The organism is Bradyrhizobium sp. NDS-1 (genome assembly GCF_032918005.1).
GTDB classification, from domain to species: domain Bacteria; phylum Pseudomonadota; class Alphaproteobacteria; order Rhizobiales; family Xanthobacteraceae; genus Bradyrhizobium; species Bradyrhizobium tunisiense.
The window spans coordinates 2,924,412-2,940,773 of the sequence record NZ_CP136628.1 but is presented as its reverse complement, the minus strand read 5'-3'; the positions used below and the strand labels follow the sequence as shown (position 1 = coordinate 2,940,773).

Sequence of the window (16,362 nt, the reverse complement as noted above, 5' to 3'; positions counted from 1 at the left end):
AAGGCGTTACGGGGCGATCCTGTTAACGATGATTAAGAATGTCTTAATCGCGGGCATTTCATTCGCGACGCTCTGCCAATAGGATGTTGCAGAAATTGGCGGACAAGCCGTCCGGGTGGGGACGGCTCGGAGATCCGCGCAAGCGGCATGATCCGGTCTGTGGGCTTGCGCAGCGCGCAGGGCTCGCGGGGGGACGCGTACAAGTAACGAGGGCTCGGACTGAACATGGCGAACACTCCGAAAAAGGTCAAAGACCCCACAGAAGTTGCGCTTTCTGCGATCCAGGAAGCCCTCAACATCAGCGACACCGCTGCGGACACCAGCCGCAACGCCGCGATGCGCAACGAGACGACGTCCTCGGCGGCGCCGCCGCCCCCTCCGATCTTCGATGAGCCGAGCTTCGAGCCGCGCCCCGCCGCCAACGAGCGGGCGAACGTGTTCGACCCGATCGAGGAGCCGCGCACCGCGCGCCGCGCCGCCAACGACGACCGCGAGACCATCGGCCAGCTGCTCCAGGCGCTGCAGAAGGGCCGCCCCGCCCGCAGCGTCTACACCTTCGCCACCATCTTCGCCGGCGTCTGGCTCGCCGCCTGCGCCGCGCTGACGTTCGGCTTCCTGCCCTCGATCCAGGCCGCCATGGGCCAGAGCGGCGGCGTGCTCGTCATCGCCGGCCTGATCGCGATGTTCTTCGCGCCGATCATGCTGTTCTACTTCCTCGCCAGCCTCGTCTGGCGCGGCCAGGAAATGCGCATGATCGCGCAGGCGATGGCGCAGGTCGCGATCCGCTTCTCCGAGCCGGAAGGCTCGGCCTCCGATTCCATGGTCACCGTCGGCCAGGCCATCCGCCGCGAAGTCGCGGCGATGGGCGACGGCATCGAGCGCGCGATCGCGCGCGCCGGCGAGCTCGAGACGCTGGTCGCCAACGAGGTCGCGGCGCTCGAACGCGCCTATTCCGACAACGAAGTGCGTATCCGCGCCCTGCTGCAGGACATCGCGCATCAGCGCGACAATCTGGTCGGCCAGGCCGAGCAGGTCCGCAGCGCCATCTCCGGCGTGCAGATCGATCTGCGCCACGACATCGCGCTGATCTCGGACGCGATCGCCTCGCGCGTCGACGAAGTCGCCAAGTCCATCACCGGCGCTCTGGAAGAGCGCGGCGCCCACATCACCAGCGCGCTGAGCAATGCCGGCGACAACATGATCCTGGCGCTCGGCGAGCGCGGCGGCGACCTGCTCGACCGCCTCGAGGAGGCCAGCAACGAGACCACGCGCGCCGTGCTCGACGCCAGCGAGCGGCTGACCACCAGCCTCAACTTCAAGACCGGCCACGTCCACGACGAGTTCGTCGACCTCGCCGACCGCGTCCACGAGATGCTGAACGAGCGCATCGACCGCATCACAGGCGAATTCGAGCAGCGCTCCGCCGCGATCGTCGACGGCATCTCCGAGCGCACCGAGCAGGTGCACGACAGCCTGAAGAATTCCTCGGATTCGCTGCTGCTCGAGCTCGAGCTCCGCTCCAACGACCTCTCCGCCAAGATCGACGACGCCGGCAACCGCCTCGCCGGCCAGATCCTGACGAGCGGCGACAAGGCGAGCGAGGCGCTCGACGCCACCGTCAACACGCTCGTCGCCAAGGTCGTCAGCCAGACCGAGACCGCGCACGATTCGCTGTCGCTGCAGATGAGCGCATTCGACGAGCTGGTGCGGAACCAGGGCACCGAGCTGGTCGAGAAATTCGCCCGCGACTCCGGCACGCTGGGCGCCCTGATCACACGCCACATCTCCGAGTTCGACCGTACCGTGAAGACCTTCGGCGGCGAGATCGTCGAGCGCATGGGCCAGCGCACGCAGGACATCCACGAGTCGCTCAAGACCTATGTCGACAATTTCGACACCCGCTTCACCGCCAACGGCGGCGAGATCACGGCCGTGCTCGACAAGCGCCTGGTGCAGTTCGAAACCACGATCGGCGAACGCGTCAGCAATCTCGACCTCTCGCTGAACGGCAAGATCTCCAGCCTCGACTCGACGATCGAAGGCCACATCAAGACCTTCGACGAGCAGCTCGGCGGCCGCGTCAGCGCGCTCGAACAGTCGTTCGACACCCGCGCCAAGTCCGTCACCGACACCATCGACCAACGCCTCAACACGCTCGCCTCGTCGCTCACCGACGGTGCCGCGCAGGCGATCCAGTCGGTCGACTCCCGCCTCACCCACCTCGCCACGTCGCTGACCGGCGGCGCATCGCAGGCCATCGAAACCATCGATGCGCGCCTCAACCACCTCACGACCTCACTGACCGATGGCGCGTCCCAGACCATCCAGTCGATCGACACGAGGCTGACCCACCTCACGACGACGCTCACCGGCGGGGCGACGCAGGCGCTCGAGTCCATCGACTCCCGCCTCACCTACCTCACCACCGCGGTGACCAACGGCGCATCGCAGGCCGTGCAGTCGATCGACACGCGCCTGACCCTCCTGACCTCGACCCTCACGGACGGGACCGCGCAGGCGATCGAGGCGGTCGACCGCCGCATCACCGGCGTCACCGAGATCATCGACGGCCGCAGCACGCACCTCACCGACACGGTCACGGCGCGCTTCCAGGAGATCCATCAAGTCATCGAGACCAAGGTCGGCTCGGTCGCGAGCGACATCGACGTGCGCGTGGCGCAGTTCGAGGACCTGCTCGGCTCGCGCGTCGAGGCCGTCGCCGGCCGCATCGAAAGCAGCGGCCGCCAGGCCAGCGAGGACATGATGTCCCGCGCCGAGATGATCTCGACCGCGATCCGCTCGCATGTCGAGGATGCCGAGCGCTCGCTCACCAACCTCGTCGTCAACACCAGCGAGACGATCCAGACCGGTGCGCGTACCGCCCAGCAGTCGCTGATGACGGTCTCCTCCGACGTCAACGCCCAGCTCGCGATGACCTCGGCCGAGGTCGAGCGCGCGCTGACCGCGGTCGGCACCGGTGCTGCGAACTCGATCCTGAGCAGCGCCCGCGAGGCGCAGTCGACGCTGGTCGCGGCATCGGGCGATGCGTCCAACCAGATCAAGGGGCTCGCGGCCGACGTCGAACGCACGCTCTCGGCGGCAGGCTCGGCCACCGCGGCCTCGATCCTGGCCGGCGCCCGCGAGGTCCAGACCACCCTCGTCACCGCGTCCTCGGATGCGGCCAACCACGTCAAGACGCTCACCGCCGACGTGCAGCGCTCGCTGTCGCTGGCCGGCTCCACCACGGCGGAATCGATCACCGCCGGCGCCCGCGATGCGCAGAGCGCGCTGATCGCGGCTTCGACCGAGACCGCCAACCAGATCAAGGCGCTGTCCTCGGACGTACAGCGTTCGTTGACGATGGCCGGCACCTCGACCGCCGAGATCCTCACCAGCGGCGCCCGCGAAGCCCAGAACACCCTCGTTGCCGGATCCTCGGATGCGGCGGCGCAGGTCAAGTCGCTCACGGCCGACGTGCAGCGCTCGCTCACGATGGCCGGCACCTCGACCGCCGAAACCATCACCGCCGGCGCTCGCGAGGCGCAGAACATGCTGGTGACGGCGTCCTCCGAGGCGGCGAGCCAGGTCAAGTCGCTCGCGGCCGAAGTTCACCGTTCGCTCTCGCAGGTCGGCCAGTCGACCGCCGAGACCATCACCACCAGCGCCCGCGACGCCCAGAGCACCCTGCTCACGGTCTCGGCCGAGCAGACCAGCCAGGTCCGTTCACTCGCGGCCGAGATGCAGCGCGCGCTGGCAACCGCCGGCGGCGCCACCATCGAGGCGCTCACCAGCGGCGTGCGCGAGGCCCAGGGCTCGCTGATCTCCGCCTCGACCGACGCGGCCAGCCAGATCAAGTCGCTGACCACGGACATCGAGCGTACGCTGACCGCGGTCGGCGCCGACACCGCCTCGACCATCCTCAACAGCGCACGCGAGGCCCAGACGTCGCTGACCTCGACCTCGGCGGACGCCGCGAGCCAGATCCGCACGATCTCGACCGAGATCGAGCGCACGCTGAGTGCGGCCACCGCGAATGCGACCAACGACATCCAGACCAGCGCGCTCAATGCCCAGAACGCGTTGATCACGGCCTCCAACGAGGCGAGCTCGCGGGTCAAGTCGAGCTCGTCCGACGTCGAGCGTTCGGTGCTCGCCGCCAGCTCCAGCTTCGGCCAGGCCATGACCGGCAAGACCGACGAGATCGTCACCTATGTCGCGCAGCAGGCCGACCGCCTGTCGAACATGATCGACGCCAAGCGCGGCGCCCTCGTCGACGCGATCGGCTCGAAGACCAGCCAGCTCACGCTCGACATCGACCGCGTCACCTCGGATGCGCTGAAGTCGATCGAGACGCGCGGTCAGGCCTTCTCGCAGACCATGATGGGCAACGGCTCGGAAGTCGCCCGCACCATCAACGCTGCGAGCGAGATCGCCACCAGCGCGGTGGGCAAGTCGCTCAAGGACCTCGAGCAGGCCTCGCGTTCCGCGATCGACCAGTCCCGCCAGGTCTCGATCGCGGCCGTCACCGAGATGCAGGAAACCAGCAAGATCCTGCGCACCGACACGGTGGCGCTGTTCGAACGTCTGCGCGAAGGCAACATCCTGCTCCAGGAGGTGCTGACCGGTGCGCACGACAACCTCAACTCGCTCGAGCGGGCGCTGGTGACGCGCGTCGCCGACTTCGTCTCGGCGATGAACGACGTCACCTCGCGCAACGGTGCGGCGACGCAGAACCTGGAAGAGCAGCTCAACGTCTTCAACAGCAAGACCACGAAGGCGCTCCAGGATCTCGGCGAGCTGTCGACCCAGTTCGACGCGCACGGCAAGGCGCTGGTCGACGCCGCGCAGGTCGTCGAGCAGAGCAACAAGAACACCACCGCCTCGCTCGCCGAGCGCAAGCAGGCGCTGGAATCGCTCGTCACCACGATCGACCTGCGCACGGCCGATCTCGACCAGCGGCTGTCGCGCTTCACCGGCCTGCTCGATGAATCGCTGGCAGCGGCCGAGGAGCGCGCCCGCGACATCGCCCGCGTGGTCGCCGAGACCGCCGGCGCCGGCTCCGCCGCGATCACCCGCCAGTTCGAGGCGGTGCGCGTCGCGTCCGAGGAAGAGCACCGCCAGACCATCGAGGCGATGCACGACATCTACCGCCAGACCACGGACGAGGCGGATGCGATGTTCAAGCAGTCGACGGAGAAGTTCACCAACCTCGTCTCCAGCATGAAGCAGATGGCGCTCGAGATGCACAACGAGCTCGAAGCCACCCGCAACGAGCTGCGCCGCGGCGTGCTCGAGATGCCGCAGGAAGCCGCCGAGAGCACGGCGCAGATGCGCAAGGTGATCGTCGACCAGATCGAGGCTCTCGCCGAGCTCAACCGCATCGTGGCCCAGCATGGCCGCGGCCTCGACGTCACCACGACGAGCCGCGCCAGCGTGCAGCGCCAGGAGGAGCCGGTGCTGGCAGCGGTCGGCGTCCGCGCCACCGAGACCCGGATGCGGGACACCGGCAGCGCCTCGACGCTGCCGCCGCCGGACCTGGGCATGCCGGCAGCGCGCCGCACCGAAGCGCCGCCGGTTGCCCCCGCAGGTAACGACCAGGGCCGTGACGGCTGGCTGTCGGACCTGCTCAACCGGACCGACGCCAATCAGGGCGCCCCGACGGGTCAGGCTTCCCGTGGCCGCGCCGCACCCGGCCCGCAGCCGCAGGCCAGCAGCAATCCGCTGGAGTCGCTGTCGCTCGACATCGGCCGGCTGATGGACCGCAACCTGGCCGCCGAGATGTGGGACCGCTACCAGCGCGGCGAGAACAAGGCCTTCACCAAGCGCCTCTACACGCCCGCCGGTCAGAAGGCCTTTGACGAGGTCGCCCGCAAGTATCGCGCCGACCGCAACTTCAAGGGCACGGTCGACCGCTACGTCGCCGAGTTCGAGCGCCTGCTGGACGAAGTCGCCCGCGACGGCCGCGGCCCGCAGGAGCTGCGCACCCACCTGACCTCGGAGACGGGCCTGGTGTACACGCTGCTGGCGCATGCGGCGGGACGGCTGGGGTGAGACGAAGCTCGCGAGTGGCGAGCGGCGAATAGCGAATGAAAACGGAGCCCTCACGGGCTCCGTTTTTGTTTGGGGGCGTCATCCGCGCTCTCGTGCGCCGGACGCTATGCAGCGCTTCTTCAGCGGTGCGCTGCAGAGCCGGGGCCATCTCGCAACGTGTTCCGTGTTGCCTGCTAGGTCCCGGCTCTGCGCGGCAACGCTATGCGTTGCCGCTTGTCCGGGACACGAACTCACTCGCTACTGCCGCCTCGGCGCAGGCGCCTGCCTCGGCGGCTCGGGCGGCGGCGGCGGGGCGGCCGGCGCGCTGTTGCTGGCGCCGAACAGGACGCGCGTCGGGTTGCGGTCGAAATTGTTCACGGCGCGGCTGATGTCGCCGAGGGTGCGGCGGCCGTCGGCTATCAGCGCACCGGAGCGCTTGTCGAAATCGTCGGCGAGTTCGCGGATCGACTTCACCGCCTGGAACAGCTCGCCCCCGTCCTTGCCGCCGGCGAGCGTGTTGAGGCCGAGCATGAGATTGTCGGCCTTGAGCATGACGCCGTCGACCTTGGCCATCACCCCGTCGATCTTCTCCGAATTGCGCGCGAGCGAGTTGGTGAAGGTCTCCAGATTCTTCAGCGAGTTCTTCACCGATTCCTGATTGTCCGCGACGATCTTGTTGATGTTCTGCAGCGTGCCGCGGATCGCCTCGGTGACGTCCTGGAGCTTGTTGGGGTCGGCGGTGAGCGTTGGGATGCCGTCCTGGTCGAGCGGCGCCGAAGGGGCGGCCTCGTCGCCACCCTTGAGCGAGATCGCGGCGACGCCCGTGAGGCCCTGGAATTCGAGGCCGACCAGGGTGTCCTTGCGGATCGGGGCGTTGTTCTCGATCATGGCCAGTGCGACAACCCGCCGCGGGTTATCGAGCTTCACCGAGACCACCTCGCCCACCCTGATACCGTTGAAATTGACGCTGCCGCCGTTGCGCAGGCCTGCCGCCGGGCCCTCGAACACGACGCGGAGGGGGCTGCGCTGCTTGGTGGTGTGCAGCGACTGAAACCACAGCACGAAGCCGATCGCGGCGGCGATCACCGCCAGCGTGAACGACCCGATCAAGACGTAGTTCGCCCGCGTTTCCATCAGGTGCTCCGGCTACCCATCCCAGCTACTCAACCAGCTCTCAACCCATGACCGCGCGGGCGCGCTTGCCATGGAAATACTGCCTCAGCCAGGGATGCTGCGAGGCCTGCATGTCGGCGATCGACCCTGCAGCAATGATCTTACCGTTCCCTAAAACGGCGATGCGGTCACATGCTGTGTAAAGGCTGTCGAGGTCGTGGGTTACCATGAAAACCGTCAGCCCCAAAGTGCGCTGGAGCGTCCGGACCAGCTCGTCGAAGTCGCCGGCGCCGATCGGATCGAGGCCCGAGGTCGGCTCGTCCAGGAAGACGAGGTCCGGATCGAGCGAGAGCGCGCGCGCCAGCGCCACGCGCTTGATCATGCCGCCCGAGAGTTCGGACGGGAAGCGCTCGGCGACTTCGGGCTTGAGGCCGACCATGGTGAGCTTGGCCATGGTGATCTCGTCCATCAGCCGCTGCGAGACCCGCAAGTATTCGCGCATCGGAAACTGGATGTTCTGCCGCACCGTGAGCGAGGAGAACAGCGCGCCCTGCTGGAACAAAACGCCCCAGCGCCGCTCGACGTTGCGCCGCTGCGAAATGTTGGAGGAATCCAGATCGACGCCGAACACCTCGATCGAGCCTGCGACCTTCGGCACCAGGCCGATGATGGTGCGCGTGAGCACCGACTTGCCCGCGCCTGAGGGGCCGACGAATCCCAAAATCTCGCCGCGCTTGACGTCGAGGTTGAGGCCGTCGAGCACGCGGGTTGCGCCGAACTGCACCGTGATGCCGCGGACGCGGATGATGGGATTTTGCATCTCGCCTTGAGCTAATCCTGCCATCGTCACATCCCGATCGAGGCGAAGAAGATCGCGAACACGCCGTCCATGACGATGACGAAGAAGATGCCCTTCACCACCGAGGCCGTGGTGTGCTGTCCGAGCGATTCCGCGCTGCCCTGCACGGCGAGCCCCTCGACGCAGGCGACGATGCCGATCACGGCGGCCATGACCGGCGCCTTCACGATGCCGACGATGAAATGGTCGATCGAGATGGCGTCGCGCAGGCGCAACAGAAAGGCCTCCGGCTGGACGCCGCCATAGAGAAAGGCGACGAGACCGCCGCCATAGAGCGCGGCCATCGCGCCGAGAAAGGCGAGGATCGGCAGCGCGAGCACGAGGGCCAGCATGCGCGGCAGCACCAGGACCTCGATGGGATCGAAGCCCATGGTGCGCAGCGCGTCGATCTCCTCGCGCATCTTCATCGAGCCGAGCTCGGCGGTGTAGGCGCTGCCCGACCGGCCCGCGACCATGATCGCGACCAGGAGCACGCCGATCTCGCGCAGCACCAGCACGCCCAGCATGTCGACGACGAAGATGTCGGCGCCGAACCTGCGGAAATGAAAAATGCCCTGCTGTGCGATGATGCAGCCGATCAGGAAGGTGATCAGCACGATGATCGGCACCGCGCGCCAGCAGACCTGCTCCATGTGGTGCACGGTCGAGGTCAGGCGGAGCGAGCGCGGATGGATCAGGACGCGAAAGCCCGCCGCGAGCACCGCGCCGAGCATGTCGACGAGGCCTGCGACCGTGCCGGCAACGCCGGCGACGGTCCGGCCGATCTGCTCCAGCATGCCGGTGATGGTGATCGGGCTGCGGTCGGTTACGGGGGCCGCCCGCACCCGCCGCACCTCGTCCACGAGGCTCGAATAATTGGCGGAGAGCCCCGCGATCTGCGGTTCGACCGCGCCGCTGGTCAGACTGCGGCGTAGTCGCTCGATCAGCCAGGCGCCGAAGGTATCGAGCTTGGCGACCTCGGAGACGTCGATGAAGATGCTCTGGGGGCCGCCGGCGAGCTTTTCGGCGTCGGCCACCATCCGCTCCAGGACCGGCGCGAAGCTCGCGGTCCAGGTCCCGGTAGCGCAAAGTGCCAGCGCGTTGCCCTTGGCAATCCGTTCCAGCTTCGGATCGCTGTTCAAGATGTCCGCTCCCGTGCCGGGGCGGAGAAGATCAGAGAGTTGCGCACGCGCCCTTACCCAGAGAAGGTATCCCCAAGTGGTTAATGTTAGTTGCTAGAGGTAACTAGCAGGTTCAGATTTCGCCAGAGTTCAAAATGACTTCCATGAAATTTGCTTCCCTGGCGGCGCGAATCGAGCGCTTCCCGATCGCGGGCAGCTTTACCATCAGCCGGGGGGCCAAAACCGAGGCCGTGACTGTCGTGGCGGAGGTCAGCCGGGACGGGCTGACCGGCCGCGGCGAGTGCGTGCCCTATCCCCGCTATGGCGAGACGCCCGAGGCGACGCTCGCGGCCATCCAGGCCATGCAGCAGGCCGTCGCCGACGGGCTCACGCGGCAGGCCCTCCAGGCCTCCATGGCGCCCGGCGCGGCCCGTAACGCGCTGGACTGCGCCCTGATCGACCTCGAGGCCAAGGCGGCAGTCGTGCGGGCCTGGAACCTGCTCGACCGCCCGGTCCCGGGCGAGCGCATCACGGCCTACACGATCTCGTTAGGAACGCCCGAGGCGATGGCCGTGGCGACCGCCAGGGCCGCGCACCGGCCGCTTCTCAAGATCAAGCTCGGCGGCGACGGCGATCCCGAGCGCATCGCAGCGGTGCGCAAGGCCGCCCCCGAATCCGAGCTGATCGTCGATGCCAACGAGGCCTGGACCGAGGCCAATCTGGAAGCCAACCTCGCCGCCTGCGCGGCGACCGGCGTCACGCTGGTCGAGCAGCCGCTGCCGGCGGGGAAGGACGAGGCGCTGGCGCGGATCAAGCGGCCGCTCGTGGTCTGCGCCGACGAGAGCGTGCATGACCGCACCTCGCTTGCGCCCTTGCGCGATCGCTACGACGCCGTGAACATCAAGCTCGACAAGACCGGCGGCCTCACCGAGGCGCTCGCCATGGCCGACGCGGCACAGGCGCTCGGCTTCGAGATCATGGTCGGCTGCATGGTCGCGACCTCGTTGTCGATGGCGCCGGCGATGCTGGTGACGCCGCAGGCGCGCTTCGTCGATCTCGACGGCCCGCTGCTGCTGGCGCGCGACCGCGATCACGCCCTGCGTTATGACGGCAGCCTGGTCTATCCGCCGGACGCCTCGCTCTGGGGCTGAGCCATGAGCCGGTGCCGCGCCGACCAGATCACCAGCGCGCCCGCCGCGGCCATCGCGGCCATGACGTAATACAGGCTGTCGCCGATGCGGGCGTAGATCACGCCTGACGCGATCGAGGTCGCAGCGCCGAGCAGACCGTTGCACGCGGCGTAATAGCCCTGCCCCCGCGCGATCTGATGCGGGGGCACACGCTGCACCAGGAGGTTCATGGTGCCGAGAATGGTCATGCCGAAGGTGAGGCCGTGGCCGAGTTGCACGATCGCAAGCAGCGCCAGCGGCGGCTCGTTCGCCGTCACGATCCAGCGCATCACCGCGCTCACACCACCGATCACGATCATCGTGGACGGATGCAGCGAGAAGCGCGGCGACAGCGCGAATACGACGATCTCGGCGATCACGCCCAGCGTCCACAGCCCCGCGATCGTCAGCCCGCTGATCCCATGGATCTGCCAGTTGATGGCCGAGAAGGTGTAGTAGGCGACGTGGCTGCCCTGGATCAGCGCGGCCGAGGCGATGATCGCCCAGAAGCCGGCATCGCGCAGCAATGCCGTGTCGGCACGCGCCGCGGCGGTCTTCCGCCTGATGTCGTCGAGCGGCTGAAGCAGCAGGCTGGCTGCGACCGCAACGACCGCCCATGCAACGATGATCCAGATCAGATCGCGCGCCGCGATGCTGTCGATCAGATAGCCGCAGGCGAGCGAGCCGGCGGCGAAGGCCGCCGAGCCCCACAGCCGCAGGGGTCCGTAATCGAGCCCGTAATGGGCGACGCCGCGCAGTGCATAGGCATCGGTCAGCGGCATCGTCGGGGTCCACATCATGCAGGTCAGCGCATAGATCAGGAACAGCGCCAGCGGGTGCTGCTGCAGGCCGACGGCCGCAAATCCGATCGCCGTCGCCAGCACCGACACCATCATCGCGGCGCGGATGGCATGCCGCTTTTCGGCAAAGGCGGTCACTTGCGGCAGCGTGGTGAAGCGCGTGATCGCCGGCAGCGCGTTGATGAGGCCGATCCAGGCCGCGTCGATGCCGATAGCCTTCAGCCACACCGGAAAGAACGGCAGATGCGTGCCCGAGACCGCGAAGACGGCCGAATAGAACACCGCAAGACCCACGGCGAATCGCCGTTTTTGTGCCGCTGCGATGGGGATTTGTGATTCGCCTGCCATCAAACCAATTGCGATTCGGCCGATATCGTGGTGATCGTTACAGTAACGCGTACTGATTTGCGCGACGAGATTGTCATGGCCAACGAAGCATTCGCCCTCTCGCCCATGTCTGCCCGCGCGGCCGAGCCGAACGAGCAGGATTACGACGCGATCCGCGAAGCCTTCATGGAGACCGCGCGCGGCCGCTGGTTCCTCGGCGAATACGCCAAGCGCAACCGCAATGCCGACACGAGCATGGTGTTGGACGCAGTCGCCAGAATCGAGGAAACCCTTGCGGCGCAGCGACAACCCGTCGTCGAAGACCGCCTGCCGGAAGCGTTGGTCGAGATCCGCCGCGCGATCCGCGAAGCCGAGACGATCGCGATCGCCGCGTTCGACCCCACGGCGATCGAGGCCAGCCTTGCGGCGATCCCGCGCGGGGTGCGCATCATCAAGGAGATCTCCTGGCGCTGGCGCGAGATCGGCGCCGACGGCCGAATCTGCGACCTCATTGATTCGCAGCTCGCCTCGATCGAGGCCGCCTGCGGACAGGTCCAGGCGATCGATCCCCGTGTCGAGCTCAGGATTGCCTTCGATCTGCTGAAGGATCGGGTCGACCAGACCGAGGGCGGCGCAACGAAACAGGCGGCTGCCCCGGCTCCGGTGCAGGAGGCGCCCTCATCCGCCGCTGAAGCTCCGCCTGCCGAGACCGCGCCTGCCGCGACCGCAGCCGCAGCGATGGCCAGCGAAGCCCCCGTGGCTTTCACGGAGCTCCCACAGGACGTCGCGGCCGAGCCCGAGGCCGCCGTTGAAGCGGCCATCGCCACCGAAGCGTTCGCCGCCGCCGAGCAGGCAATGGAAGCGGCCGTCGCGTCGGAGATTGCGGCTGAAAGCGAGACCCCCGTCGAAAACGCCGCGCTCGATCATGTCGCGCCGGAAGATACCGCGCCTGAAGCCGTCGCGTTTGAAGAGCCGGTCGCGGACACTGCAGCCTTCGCCGAAGAGGCCGACTCCAATGCCGCTGACGCACCAGCGCTCGACGCTGCGGCGCAGGCCGAGGACGACGCCGTGCTCGATGCCATCGCGCTCGAGATGGCCGCGCCCGATCCGGAGTTCGACGAGATCATCGCGCCGATCGAGATGGACGCGGCCGTTCCGGAGCCGATGCCAGCGGAGGCCATAGCGCCCGTCGCCGCCGAGCATGCCGAGCCGATCGCATCCGAGCCGGTTGCCACCCCAGTCGTGGAAGAGCACCCGGCGGACGCACCGATCGCAATGGACTCGCTTGCGCGCCTCACCGACGCCATTGCGGAGGCCGCCGCCGAAGTGATGGAGCAGCAGGCCCCGGCGATGGCAGCCAGTGCCACCTTCGCCGCGGCGCCGGCCACGACGATGACCGCGCCCTCGCCTCTGTCCTCGTCCGAGCCCTCGCTCGGCGCCACCATCCTCGCCAGCGGCATCCTGCAAAAGCCCCGCGCGCCGGCAAATGACCCGCTCGCGCCGATCCGCCGCATGACACAGGCCGAGAAGATCGCGTTCTTCTCGTAACAGCGAAGCAATCCAGAATCCCTCCGCGGAAAGGCTCTGGATTGCTTCGTCGCTTCTCTCCTCGCAATGACGAACTAACTACCGTTCGCTAACTCGATCACCCGCAATTCCACACCGCCCCGATCGGGGTCCGCGTCCAGCACGGGCCAAAGCTGCCGCCATTGTAGCGGCCGCCGTTGAAGCCGGGACGGCCGAAATAGCGCCACTCGCCGTCCCATCGGTAATATTGCGGAACCGGGTCGATGTACCAATGGCGCCGGTCGGCGCGCGACATTCGGCGCATCGCGTCCTTCTGCTTGTAGAGCGGAATGCTGTTGCTCAGCGGCTGCCGATAACCCGGCAGGAAGCCGTAGCCTTTCCAGACCGGCTTAGGCGGCTTGTTTGACGCAGCGGGCGCTGTGGCGGGCAGCAGCGACAGGATGATGGCAACAGATAGACACACAAGGCGGGACATGGTTCGAACAATAGACAGGCGGATGCGAGAAGACCACTCAAATTCGAGTGCGAGGCGTTTCGCCGCTTCTGCTCATCCGCTTCTCTCGATAGGTTGCAAAGTGCAGCATGAGTGCTGCGGATGTCTTGCAAGTTCCGGAATGGACCCATGTCTGAGCCCCCGCGCGTCGGCGCCTTCGCGATCATTCCGAGCAACGATCTTCCCGCCGCCACGCCGTTCTGGGAACGTCTCGGATTTACACGCACGGGCGGCGATGACGGCTATGTCATCATGAGCGGTTGGGGATGCGAGGTTCATCTCACGCAAGCCGGCGATGGTCCTTGGCGTGTGCCGGAGCACAATCCCTTTGGTATCTTCATTCGCACGCCCGAGGTCGAAGCCATCGCCGCGCGCGTGGACGATCTGATCATCCGCCCCGGCGGCGTGTTGCGTCACCGCGAATGGGGCATGTATGAAGTGGGCATCAACGGTCCTGACGGTCTCCTCGTCCGGATCGGCTGGCCGTCGGCGTTGATGCGCCGGTCCAGCTAACCGATCACACCCTTCCTGATCAGGAAGCAACCATAGCCTCGGCTGTCGCCGACCTGCACGACGCCGAAACCCGCCGCTGCGGCCCGATAGAAATCCGCCCGTGAGAGCCTGCCGGGAGCAATGGCGCTGCCGCTGGCGCGTTCAATCTCGGTCAGCACCGCGCGCTGCACGTCGGGCACGCGGTCGGGATCGTCGACCGGCATCATCACCCGCACCGGATCAGGATCGAAATCGTCGAGCGGATAGAGCGTCATGATGGCGCGGACGACCGTCTCCATGCGCAGGCCAGGCAACTGGATCAGGCGCTGCGACGATGTGCTGCTGGCGATGTGCGTGGCCGGGTGGTTGGCGTCGACGACCACGAGGTCGTCGCCGTGGCCCATGGCGGCCAGCAGCCAGAGCAGGTCGGGCGTCAGGATCGGATCGATCGATTTCAGCATGTGACGGCGGTTCCTGTTATCGATCGCTAACCATAGCAGGTTCCAAGCGTGATTCAGATCACGTCCACCGTCATGGTGACAGGGATCACGGAGCATATGCTCGAACGGGGCCAAGCTTCCTCGCCACCAATCTCGCATCGAGATCAGTGCCAGAGGAGCACGCCATGTTCCGCCTAAAGCCTTTTTTGATGACGGCCAGCCTGCTGGGAAGCCTGTTTGGCTTCAGCTGCGGGCCCGTTTCCGCGCAGGTCGCCCCGGTCCAGCCTGCCCCCACCGCGCTGCAAGGCCCCGAGCAGCGGGTGGCGCTGGTGATCGGCAATGCGAACTACAAGAACGCGCCGCAGCTTGCCAACCCCGACGATGACGCGCAATCGATGGCGCAGTTCCTGAACTCTGCCGGCTTCGAGGTGGTCTCGGCAACCGATTTGACCCAGAACGACATGCTCCGCGTCGTCCAGGACTTCTCCGCGAAAGTCGCTTCGCGCGGTCCGAACACGGTGGCGATGGTCTATTATGCCGGCCACGGTGTGCAGCTTGCCGGTGAGAACTACCTGGTTCCGGTCGACGCGAAAGTGTCCAGCCCGACCGAGCTGGTCAACAACTCGGTGCGCCTTGTCGACGTGATGTCGACGCTCGAGACGATCCCGAGCCGCATGCGCATCGTCATCCTCGATGCCTGCCGCAACAATCCGTTCCCCGAGGTCAACGACGCCGGCCGCGGCCTGGCCATCGTCGATGCGCCGAACGGCTCGATCGTCGGCTACTCGACCGCGCCCGGCGCCGAGGCGCTCGACGGCACTGGCAGCCACAGCCCCTACACGCAGGCCTTTCTGAACGTCGCGCGCGAGCCCAACGTGCCGATCGAGCAGCTGTTCAAGCGCGTACGCCTGCAGGTGAACCAGACCACCAGCGGCGCGCAGATCCCGTGGGAGAGCTCCTCGCTCACGAGCGACTTCACTTTCTTCGGTGACACCGCCGTCGCCGCCAACCGCGCGCCGGTGAAAGCGCCCGTGGTGCAGATGGCGGCAAACCTGCCGAGCCGCTCGACGCGCCAGGCCTATGACTACGTCGTGTCCGAGGGCCGGCCGGAATACTATCAGGAGTTCATCCGGATGTATCCGCACGACCCGCTGTGTGACCACGTCCGCTGGCTGCTCAACAACATCCTGCTCTCGCAGGCCTGGCACAAGGCGGTTCTCGTGAACTCGCCCGTGGCGTACAAGAGCTTCTACGACAGCTACGGCAACAGCCCCTATGCGCAAATCGCGCTGAAGCTGCAGGCGCAGCCGAAGCAGATCCCCTTGATGCAGGCGACCAAGTTCCTGGCGCCGCAGAACATTGCCCCGACCTTCAAGATCGGCAATCTCGGTCAGCCGAAATACATGCCGATGCAGCAGGGTAATGGTGGACCGCAAATGGGCGGCAACCTGCCTCTCGTGCAGAAGCCTATCGACGGCAAACTCGGCAATGGCGGCCCGATCGTCAATTTGCCGGCGGGCAACAACAACCAGCAGAACCAGCCGAACGGCACACCGTCGCAGACCCCGGGCAAGATCGTCACCCTGCCCGCGCCGGCCAACACGACCAGCACCAAGGACGGCGGCAAGATCGTGACCTTGCCTGCGACCAACACCACGCCCAATGGTAATAACGGCAGGCCCGGCAAGATCGTGACAATGCCGGTGAACGTCGGCAAGCCTGGCCCGAACATCGAGTCGAAGCCGGTCAACGTTCAGACGCAGAACCGCCCGATCCGCATCAACGATGGCGTGAAGATCACCAACAATCCGGTGAGCAAGGTGCAGGGGCAGAACAACGTGCAGAACCACCGTCCGCAGATCAACACGATGCCGAGCCGCATGGTCAGCAGCAGCAACAACAACTTCCGGCAGTCGATGAACCAGGCGCCGAGCATGGGCGGCGGCAACCGTCGCGGCGGCTTCATGCGCTGATCGTGCGAACGGCGCACACAACAGAGGGGCAGAGCAGCG

Annotated in this window: 11 protein-coding genes; 5 read left to right on the top strand and 6 right to left on the bottom strand. The window is 66.8% G+C overall.

The window, feature by feature from the left end; genetic code table 11:
- Positions 1 to 225 precede the first annotated feature (225 nt).
- Positions 226 to 6,051, top strand: a complete 5,826-nt coding sequence (locus RX330_RS13570; protein ID WP_317243324.1) for a negative regulator of septation ring formation — start codon at positions 226 to 228, stop codon at positions 6,049 to 6,051.
- A gap of 237 nt (positions 6,052 to 6,288) precedes the next feature.
- Here the strand turns inward: RX330_RS13570 and RX330_RS13565 are convergent, their stop codons facing one another.
- The 3 genes from RX330_RS13565 to RX330_RS13555 are packed head-to-tail and all read right to left on the bottom strand — an operon-like array spanning position 6,289 to position 9,123.
- Positions 6,289 to 7,164, bottom strand: coding sequence for an MlaD family protein (locus tag RX330_RS13565; protein ID WP_317243323.1), 876 nt, complete (start codon positions 7,162 to 7,164; stop codon positions 6,289 to 6,291).
- A 40-nt stretch (positions 7,165 to 7,204) separates the two neighbouring features.
- A complete protein-coding gene (locus RX330_RS13560) occupies positions 7,205 to 7,987 on the bottom strand; it encodes an ABC transporter ATP-binding protein (protein WP_317243322.1) in 783 nt (260 codons plus the stop codon).
- 2 nt (positions 7,988 to 7,989) lie between these two features.
- A complete protein-coding gene (locus RX330_RS13555; RefSeq protein WP_317243321.1) occupies positions 7,990 to 9,123 on the bottom strand; it encodes an MlaE family ABC transporter permease in 1,134 nt (377 codons plus the stop codon).
- Between the two features lie 134 nt (positions 9,124 to 9,257).
- Between RX330_RS13555 and dgcA the strand changes: the two genes are divergently transcribed.
- Positions 9,258 to 10,253 carry an N-acetyl-D-Glu racemase DgcA gene (gene dgcA / locus RX330_RS13550; RefSeq protein WP_317243320.1) on the top strand — a complete coding sequence of 332 codons (996 nt, stop codon included), beginning with the start codon at positions 9,258 to 9,260 and terminating at the stop codon, positions 10,251 to 10,253.
- On the opposite strand, the gene RX330_RS13545 is transcribed toward dgcA, so the two are convergent.
- Positions 10,223 to 11,419 carry an MFS transporter gene (locus RX330_RS13545; RefSeq protein ID WP_317243319.1) on the bottom strand — a complete coding sequence of 399 codons (1,197 nt, stop codon included), beginning with the start codon at positions 11,417 to 11,419 and terminating at the stop codon, positions 10,223 to 10,225. The two genes, dgcA and RX330_RS13545, sit on opposite strands and share 31 nt — an antisense overlap.
- 75 nt (positions 11,420 to 11,494) lie before the next feature.
- Here RX330_RS13545 and RX330_RS13540 point away from each other — a divergent pair, with 75 nt between their 5' ends.
- Positions 11,495 to 12,946 (top strand): hypothetical protein, encoded by a 1,452-nt coding sequence (locus tag RX330_RS13540; protein ID WP_317243318.1) that lies wholly within the window; start codon positions 11,495 to 11,497, stop codon positions 12,944 to 12,946.
- A 97-nt stretch (positions 12,947 to 13,043) separates the two neighbouring features.
- Here RX330_RS13540 and RX330_RS13535 read toward each other — a convergent pair whose 3' ends face one another.
- Entirely contained in the window at positions 13,044 to 13,400 is a 357-nt protein-coding gene (locus RX330_RS13535; protein ID WP_317243317.1) for a hypothetical protein, read from the bottom strand.
- Between the two features lie 147 nt (positions 13,401 to 13,547).
- On the opposite strand from RX330_RS13535, the gene RX330_RS13530 reads away from it, so the two are divergent.
- Entirely contained in the window at positions 13,548 to 13,931 is a 384-nt protein-coding gene (locus RX330_RS13530; protein ID WP_317243316.1) for a VOC family protein, read from the top strand.
- On the opposite strand, the gene RX330_RS13525 is transcribed toward RX330_RS13530, so the two are convergent.
- Positions 13,928 to 14,371 carry an RbsD/FucU family protein gene (locus RX330_RS13525; RefSeq protein ID WP_317243315.1) on the bottom strand — a complete coding sequence of 148 codons (444 nt, stop codon included), beginning with the start codon at positions 14,369 to 14,371 and terminating at the stop codon, positions 13,928 to 13,930. The two genes, RX330_RS13530 and RX330_RS13525, sit on opposite strands and share 4 nt — an antisense overlap.
- A 164-nt stretch (positions 14,372 to 14,535) precedes the next feature.
- Here RX330_RS13525 and RX330_RS13520 point away from each other — a divergent pair, with 164 nt between their 5' ends.
- Entirely contained in the window at positions 14,536 to 16,323 is a 1,788-nt protein-coding gene (locus RX330_RS13520; protein WP_317243314.1) for a caspase family protein, read from the top strand.
- Positions 16,324 to 16,362 lie beyond the last annotated feature (39 nt).

Excerpts from the sequence above, each read along its gene's own strand:
- RX330_RS13530 (WP_317243316.1), top strand. The coding sequence starts at position 13,548 with ATGTCTGAGCCCCCGCGCGTCGGCGCCTTCGCGATCATTCCGAGCAAC.
- RX330_RS13570 (WP_317243324.1), top strand. The coding sequence starts at position 226 with ATGGCGAACACTCCGAAAAAGGTCAAAGACCCCACAGAAGTTGCGCTT.
- RX330_RS13535 (WP_317243317.1), bottom strand. The coding sequence starts at position 13,400 with ATGTCCCGCCTTGTGTGTCTATCTGTTGCCATCATCCTGTCGCTGCTG.
- RX330_RS13545 (WP_317243319.1), bottom strand. The coding sequence starts at position 11,419 with ATGGCAGGCGAATCACAAATCCCCATCGCAGCGGCACAAAAACGGCGA.
- RX330_RS13520 (WP_317243314.1), top strand. The coding sequence starts at position 14,536 with ATGTTCCGCCTAAAGCCTTTTTTGATGACGGCCAGCCTGCTGGGAAGC.
- RX330_RS13540 (WP_317243318.1), top strand. The coding sequence starts at position 11,495 with ATGGCCAACGAAGCATTCGCCCTCTCGCCCATGTCTGCCCGCGCGGCC.
- RX330_RS13560 (WP_317243322.1), bottom strand. The coding sequence starts at position 7,987 with ATGGCAGGATTAGCTCAAGGCGAGATGCAAAATCCCATCATCCGCGTC.
- dgcA (WP_317243320.1), top strand. The coding sequence starts at position 9,258 with ATGACTTCCATGAAATTTGCTTCCCTGGCGGCGCGAATCGAGCGCTTC.
- RX330_RS13525 (WP_317243315.1), bottom strand. The coding sequence starts at position 14,371 with ATGCTGAAATCGATCGATCCGATCCTGACGCCCGACCTGCTCTGGCTG.
- RX330_RS13565 (WP_317243323.1), bottom strand. The coding sequence starts at position 7,164 with ATGGAAACGCGGGCGAACTACGTCTTGATCGGGTCGTTCACGCTGGCG.